Origin of the sequence: Rhizobium pantanalense, from assembly GCF_030182525.1 — a bacterium.
GTDB lineage: Bacteria > Pseudomonadota > Alphaproteobacteria > Rhizobiales > Rhizobiaceae > Rhizobium.
In genome coordinates, this window is record NZ_JAQJCH010000001.1 from 1,286,611 (window position 1) to 1,292,670 (window position 6,060).

Below are 6,060 nucleotides of genomic sequence, written 5' to 3' on the forward strand. Positions count from 1 at the left end.
ACGCCATGCGCGATCTGTTGAACGATCTTTCCGAAGGTCTCAGCCATCCCGATCCGATCCGCCGTGCGCAGATCCAGATGAAGAAGCCCTTGCCGAAACGTTTCTACAAGGATGTGACCATCAACAGGGACGAGGGCGGCCATGCCATCGCCCTCGACGGCAAGGTGGTGAAGACACCGGCGCGGCACTCCCTGGCCTTGCCGACGGAAGCGCTTGCCAGACTGGTGGCTGCCGAATGGGCACGACAGGTCGATGTGATCGATCCCGCCACCATGCCGGTAACGCGTCTCGTCAACACGGCCATCGACGGCGTTGCGACGGAAAGCCAGGCTGTATTCGACGAAATTGTCCGTTTCTCGGGCAGCGATCTGCTCTGCTATCGCGCCGAGGGGCCGGAACGGCTCGTCGAGCGCCAGTCGGAACGCTGGAATCCGGTGATCGAATGGGCAGCGCACGATCTCGGCGCCCGCTTCATTTTGGCGGAAGGCGTCATGCATCAGGAGCAGCCTGTCGAAGCCATCGCAGCCTTCTCCGTCGCTTTGCGCAGGTTTGACACACCGATGGAGCTTGCGAGCCTGCACACGATCACGACGTTGACCGGTTCGGCAATCCTTGCACTGGCCTTCGCCAAAGGATTCCTGCCGCTGGCCGACGTCTGGTCGCTCGCACATCTCGACGAGGATTGGACGATCGAGCATTGGGGCAGCGACGAAGAGGCCGAACAGCGTCGTGCACAACGTTTTGAAGAGTTTCAGGCCGCAACTGACGTTTTTTCTGCGCTGCGCAGTTGAATATTGTTGATTTCCAGTCCTTTATATCGATCTGCATATCTTGCAAATTCGAAGGTCGAGGCAGGGATCATGTTGTTGTTGAGGACGAGAGCCGTACCGGCGCTCGTGGGATGTCTGGCACTGGCCGCGTGTTCGAGCTGGTCCGTCGATCCTCCGCCTCCAGCCTATGCCGTGCGCAGCGCAACCGTTATAGCCGATCAGGCTTTGCCACCGGTGTCGCCAGCGCTGGTTGCAGCCGTCAATGATCGCGTCAACGCCGCGATCGCGGCAACGAGCTTCAGTCCGCAATTGCCACAGGTTGCCATCACCGTCCGACTGAGCGACGTCCGCAAGGCGCGCGGCTTCAATCGCGACCGCAGCAGCGCCAAGATCAATATCGATGCCGCCGCCGCCGATGGTGGCTCGGTTGTCGCCATGGCATCGTTCGAGATCAGAACTGTCGCTCCTGATCCTGTCACCGCAGATGAGCTGATGGCGGAAGATATCGCCGCGCGGGTTCGTTCCATCTTTTCGCTGAACACGCCAAGGCTCGCAAACTGAGCCAACCAACTTCAAACAAGGCTCGCGCCATGCTAAGCCCGAGCGATGAGGGAGAGAGGGCCGCATGAAGGAAATCCTGCAGGAGCTGGAACGCCGTCGTGAGATCGCGAGGCTTGGCGGTGGGCAGGTGCGCATTGACGCGCAGCATGCCCGCGGCAAGCTGACGGCGCGTGAGCGCATCGATATCTTTCTTGACGAGGGCTCCTTCGAAGAGTTCGACATGTTCGTCGAACATCGCTCGACCGATTTCGGCATGGACAAGAGCAAGATTGCCGGCGATGGCGTGGTGACCGGCTGGGGCACGGTCAACGGCCGCACCGTCTTCATTTTTGCCAAGGATTTCACAGTCTTCGGTGGATCTCTTTCAGAAGCACATGCGGAAAAGATCACCAAGGTGCAGGATATGGCGCTGAAGAACCGGGCGCCGATCATCGGGATCTATGACGCCGGCGGCGCCCGCATTCAGGAAGGCGTGGCCGCGCTTGGCGGTTATGCCGAGGTATTCCAGCGCAATGTGCTGGCCTCCGGCGTCATCCCGCAGATCTCCATCATCATGGGACCTTGCGCGGGTGGCGACGTCTATTCTCCGGCCATGACCGATTTCATCTTCATGGTGCGGGACACCTCCTACATGTTCGTCACCGGGCCGGATGTGGTGAAGACCGTCACCAACGAGACGGTGACCTCGGAACAGCTCGGCGGCGCCTCTGTCCACACGACGAAATCCTCGATTGCGGACGCAGCCTATGACAATGATGTCGATACGCTCTTGCAGGTGCGCCGTCTCATCGATTTCCTGCCGCAGTCTAATACCGCTGATGTGCCCGAGATCGAGTGCTATCAGTCGGTGACCGAGCCGGATAACTCGCTCGATACGCTGATCCCGGCCAATGCCAACAAGCCTTACGACATCAAGGAACTGATCTTGAAGGTGGCGGACGAGGGCGACTTCTTCGAGATCCAGGAGAGCTTCGCCAAGAACATCGTTTGCGGTTTCGGCCGCATCGAGGGTGCCACCGTCGGCTTCGTTGCCAATCAACCGATGGTGCTTGCCGGCGTTCTCGACAGCGACGCGTCACGAAAGGCGGCGCGCTTCGTGCGCTTCTGCGATTGCTTCAATATCCCGATCGTCACCTTCGTCGACGTGCCGGGCTTCCTGCCGGGTACGGCCCAAGAATATGGCGGGCTGATCAAGCATGGTGCCAAGCTGCTCTTCGCCTTTGCCGAAGCGACTGTGCCGAAACTGACGGTCATCACTCGCAAGGCCTTCGGTGGCGCCTATGACGTCATGGCCTCCAAGCACTTGCGTGGCGATCTCAACTATGCCTGGCCGACGGCGCAAATCGCCGTCATGGGCGCCAAGGGCGCCGTCGAGATCATCTTCCGTAAGGATATTGCCGATCCCGAGAAGATCGCGGCCCACACCAAGATGTATGAGGACCGCTTTCTGTCGCCCTTCGTTGCCGCAGAACGCGGTTACATCGACGAAGTGATCATGCCGCGCTCGACCCGGCGCCGGCTGGCGCAGGGACTTAGAATGTTGCGCAACAAGGATCTGACCAATCCCTGGAAGAAGCACGACAACATCCCGTTGTGAGCATGTGACAACAAGTCACGGATTCGACACGGAAAATTGATTGAGCGTCAGAATCCGTGTTTTCACGTTCCTGCCCGTGCGCTCTATTGCTTCCTCGTGGGGGAGTTAAAACTGGAGTTTAACATGGCGCTTTCCGATCGGCTGAATCAGTATCAGCCCTATGCTCTTACCGTGCTGCGTATCGTCACCGGTGTATTGTTCATCGAACATGGTCTGCAGAAGCTCGTTGGCTTTCCGGCCGGCGGTCAGTTCCCAAGCCCGTTGCCGACCCTGCTTCTAGTTCAGGGTATCATCGAAATCGTTGGCGGATTGGCAACGATCGTCGGTTTCTTCACCCGTCCGGTCGCGTTCATTCTCTGCGGCAACATGGCGGTCGCCTATTTCATGGCGCATTATCCAAAGAATTTCTTCCCGGCCAACAATGGCGGTGATGCGGCGATCCTCTATTGCTTCATCTTCCTGTTCCTGATCTTCGCAGGCCCGGGCCTGCTGGCGATTGACAACAATAAGAAGTAATAAGCTCTTTTCGTCGGACTCGGCTGATCGTCGGGGCCGGCGAATAAATTCGTCTCTCGCGTGTTCTCTCCGTTGTCAGCGAAGCGAGAGCACTTTTGACAGGATCTCCTTCGCATCCCCTATCGAACGGAGATCCTCATGTCATTTTCCGAGCGCTTGGCGCACTATCAGCCTGCAGCCCTTGCCATTTTGCGAATCATAACTGCGCTGCTGTTCATCGAGCACGGCACGCAAAAGGTTTTCGGCTTTCCGCCGGCGCCTTACGAAATCACGACGCTGTTCTTCGTGGCCGGGATCATCGAGCTTGTGGGCAGTGTCCTGATCCTGCTCGGGCTTTTCACCCGCCCGATTGCCTTTCTCCTGAGCGGCGAAATGGCGATCGCTTACTTCATGGTGCATATGCAGATCGACTTCTTCCCGGCCAACAATCAGGGAGATGGAGCGATCCTGTTCTGCTTCATCTTCCTGTTTCTGGTGTTCGCCGGACCGGGAAGCTGGGCGCTGGACAACCGCCAGCGCAGATGAGATCAGTCAGGCGGTGAGCTTGAGACCGGCGATGCCTGCCACGATCAAGCCGATGCAGAATAGCCGAATCAAGGTCGCGGGATCACCGAGCAGCCATATGCCGAGCAGAACCGTACCGACGGTGCCGATGCCGGTCCAAACCGCATAGGCTGTGCCCATCGGCAAGGTTTTTACGGCCAAGCCAAGCAGCACGACGCTGATGACCATGGAGATGACGGTGAGAATTGTCGGCATCGGCCGCGTGAACCCATCGGTATATTTCAGCCCGACGGCCCAGCCAATTTCGAACAAGCCTGCGAGGAAAAGCAGGAACCAAGCCATTTTACGCTCCTTTGTTAAGAGCGAGGCCGTCCCCGCGATGTCTACGGCCGGTTTGGTTGCCGGCCGCCGCAGTCGTCTGCGTGCTTCCTATATGTCTTTGCCGACGGCCTATTTCAAGGCGATGGGACTACCTTTACTTTTCCAATCGTTCTGCATGCCACTTCAGGTGATCGTCCATGAAGGTTGAGATAAAGTAGTAGGAATGATCGTAGCGCTCGTGCATGCGCAGCGTCAGGCCGATGCCGGTTCCCTTGATCGCATCTTCGAACAGCCCGGGGCGCAGTCCGTTTTCGAGGAAGCTGTCGGCCTTGCCCTGATCGATCAGGAACTCGGGGAAGCGGGCGCCGTCTTCGACGAGCGCGCAGGCGTCATAGCGGCGCCATGCAGTCTTATCGCTTCCCAAATATTTCTCCAGCGCAGGTGCCGACCAATCGGCCGTCGACGGCTGCACGATCGGCGCGAAGGCGGAGCAGCTCTTGAAGCGCTCCGGATTCTTCAATGCGATCGTCATGGCGCCGTGGCCGCCCATGGAATGGCCGAAGATGCCCTGGCGGCTCATATCGGCGCGGAATTGCTTGGCGATGAGGGCGGGTAGCTCCTCGGTAATGTAGCTGTACATCTGGTAGTTTTCGGCCCAGGGCGTCTCGGTGGCGTCGAGATAGAAGCCCGCACCTTTGCCCATCTGCCAGTTGGTCAGCTCATCCGGCACGTCATTGCCGCGCGGGCTGGTGTCCGGGCAGACGATGATGAGGCCGAGCTCGGCGGCCATGCGGCGATATTCGCCCTTTTCCATGACATTGGCATGAGTGCAGGTGAGGCCAGAAAGATACCAGAGAACCGGGCGGGGCTCCTTGATCGCCTGCGGTGGCACGAAGACGGCGAAGGTCATCTCGCATTTGCAGGCTTCGGACTCATGCGAGAAGACACCCTGCATGCCGCCAAAGGCGGTGTTCTGGGAAATGATATTCACAGCTGGCCTCCAGGCGTCTGATTGGTTTTTGAACGCCGGCAGAGCCGGTCGAAGGTTTCGAGAAAGGTGGAGCGGTCGCGCGGCGAGAAGGCGGCGTTATAGCCCTTGCTCTCACCGGTTTCGCGAAGATGTGCGCCGAGGTCGCGCATGGCCGTTGCCATGCCGATATTGGTCTTGTCGAAGATGCGGCCGGTCGGTCCAGTAACAAGCGCTCCGGTCGCAACACAACGGCCCGCGAGCGGCACATCGGCGGTGACGACGATGTCGCCAGCACCTGCGTGTTCGGCAATCCAGTTGTCGGCGGCATCGAAGGCGTTGGAGACGATGACGTTATGCACCATGGGATCCCGCGACGGGCGCAATCCCGAATTGGCGACGAAAGTCACCTCGATGCTGTGGCGTTCGGCAACCTTCAGGATCTCCGGCTTGACCGGGCAGGCATCGGCATCAACATAAATCATGATATCAAATCTTTTCAGCTATATGCGGCGCATTTCTCACGCGCCGCATACGTCTCGCCGAGTGGCTTTCTGTGTCAGTAGAGCACGACGCTGCGGATACTTTCACCCGAATGCATGAGCTCGAAGCCCTTGTTGATGTCTTCGAGCGACATGGTGTGGGTGATCATTGGATCGATCTCGATCTTGCCCTCCATGTACCAGTCGACGATCTTCGGGACATCGGTGCGGCCACGCGCGCCTCCGAAGGCCGTGCCCATCCACGAGCGGCCCGTCACCAGCTGGAACGGACGCGTCGAGATCTCCTGGCCGGCGCCGGCAACGCCGATGACGACGGATTTG

At 59.0% G+C, this 6,060-nt stretch carries 8 protein-coding genes and 1 pseudogene; 5 read left to right on the forward strand and 4 right to left on the reverse strand.

From position 1 onward, the window contains the following. Nucleotides 1-5 precede the first annotated feature (5 nt). The 5 genes from PH558_RS06100 to PH558_RS06120 all read left to right on the forward strand — a co-directional run bounded on the left by PH558_RS06100 (nt 6) and on the right by PH558_RS06120 (nt 3,969). Complete coding sequence (locus PH558_RS06100) at nt 6-791, forward strand: ATP12 family chaperone protein (RefSeq protein WP_095434970.1); 786 nt, start codon at nt 6-8, stop codon at nt 789-791. 69 nt (nt 792-860) lie between these two features. Continuing rightward, complete coding sequence (locus PH558_RS06105; protein WP_285202701.1) at nt 861-1,331, forward strand: hypothetical protein; 471 nt, start codon at nt 861-863, stop codon at nt 1,329-1,331. 64 nt (nt 1,332-1,395) lie between these two features. Further along, a complete protein-coding gene (locus tag PH558_RS06110) occupies nt 1,396-2,928 on the forward strand; it encodes an acyl-CoA carboxylase subunit beta (protein ID WP_113410244.1) in 1,533 nt (510 codons plus the stop codon). Between the two features lie 123 nt (nt 2,929-3,051). Continuing rightward, the gene (locus tag PH558_RS06115; RefSeq protein WP_285202702.1) at nt 3,052-3,444 is read left to right on the forward strand and encodes a DoxX family protein; all 393 of its coding nucleotides are present in this window, start codon (nt 3,052-3,054) and stop codon (nt 3,442-3,444) included. 138 nt (nt 3,445-3,582) lie between these two features. Further along, nucleotides 3,583-3,969: a DoxX family protein gene (locus PH558_RS06120; RefSeq protein WP_285202703.1), complete on the forward strand. Its 387-nt coding sequence runs from the start codon at nt 3,583-3,585 to the stop codon at nt 3,967-3,969. 6 nt (nt 3,970-3,975) lie between these two features. Here the strand turns inward: PH558_RS06120 and sugE are convergent, their stop codons facing one another. The 4 genes and pseudogenes from sugE to PH558_RS06140 all read right to left on the reverse strand — a co-directional run. Beyond that, nucleotides 3,976-4,290 (reverse strand): quaternary ammonium compound efflux SMR transporter SugE, encoded by a 315-nt coding sequence (gene sugE / locus PH558_RS06125; RefSeq protein ID WP_285202704.1) that lies wholly within the window; start codon nt 4,288-4,290, stop codon nt 3,976-3,978. Nucleotides 4,291-4,423: 133 nt separating this feature from the next. Next, nucleotides 4,424-5,260, reverse strand: coding sequence for an S-formylglutathione hydrolase (gene fghA, locus PH558_RS06130; protein ID WP_285202706.1), 837 nt, complete (start codon nt 5,258-5,260; stop codon nt 4,424-4,426). Further along, on the reverse strand, nt 5,257-5,721 hold the full coding sequence (locus tag PH558_RS06135; protein ID WP_285202707.1) for a YaiI/YqxD family protein: 465 nt from the start codon (nt 5,719-5,721) through the stop codon (nt 5,257-5,259). The genes fghA and PH558_RS06135 overlap by 4 nt, the downstream gene beginning before the upstream one ends. 74 nt (nt 5,722-5,795) lie before the next feature. Further along, nucleotides 5,796-6,060, reverse strand: a pseudogene (locus tag PH558_RS06140) (S-(hydroxymethyl)glutathione dehydrogenase); the annotation flags it as partial.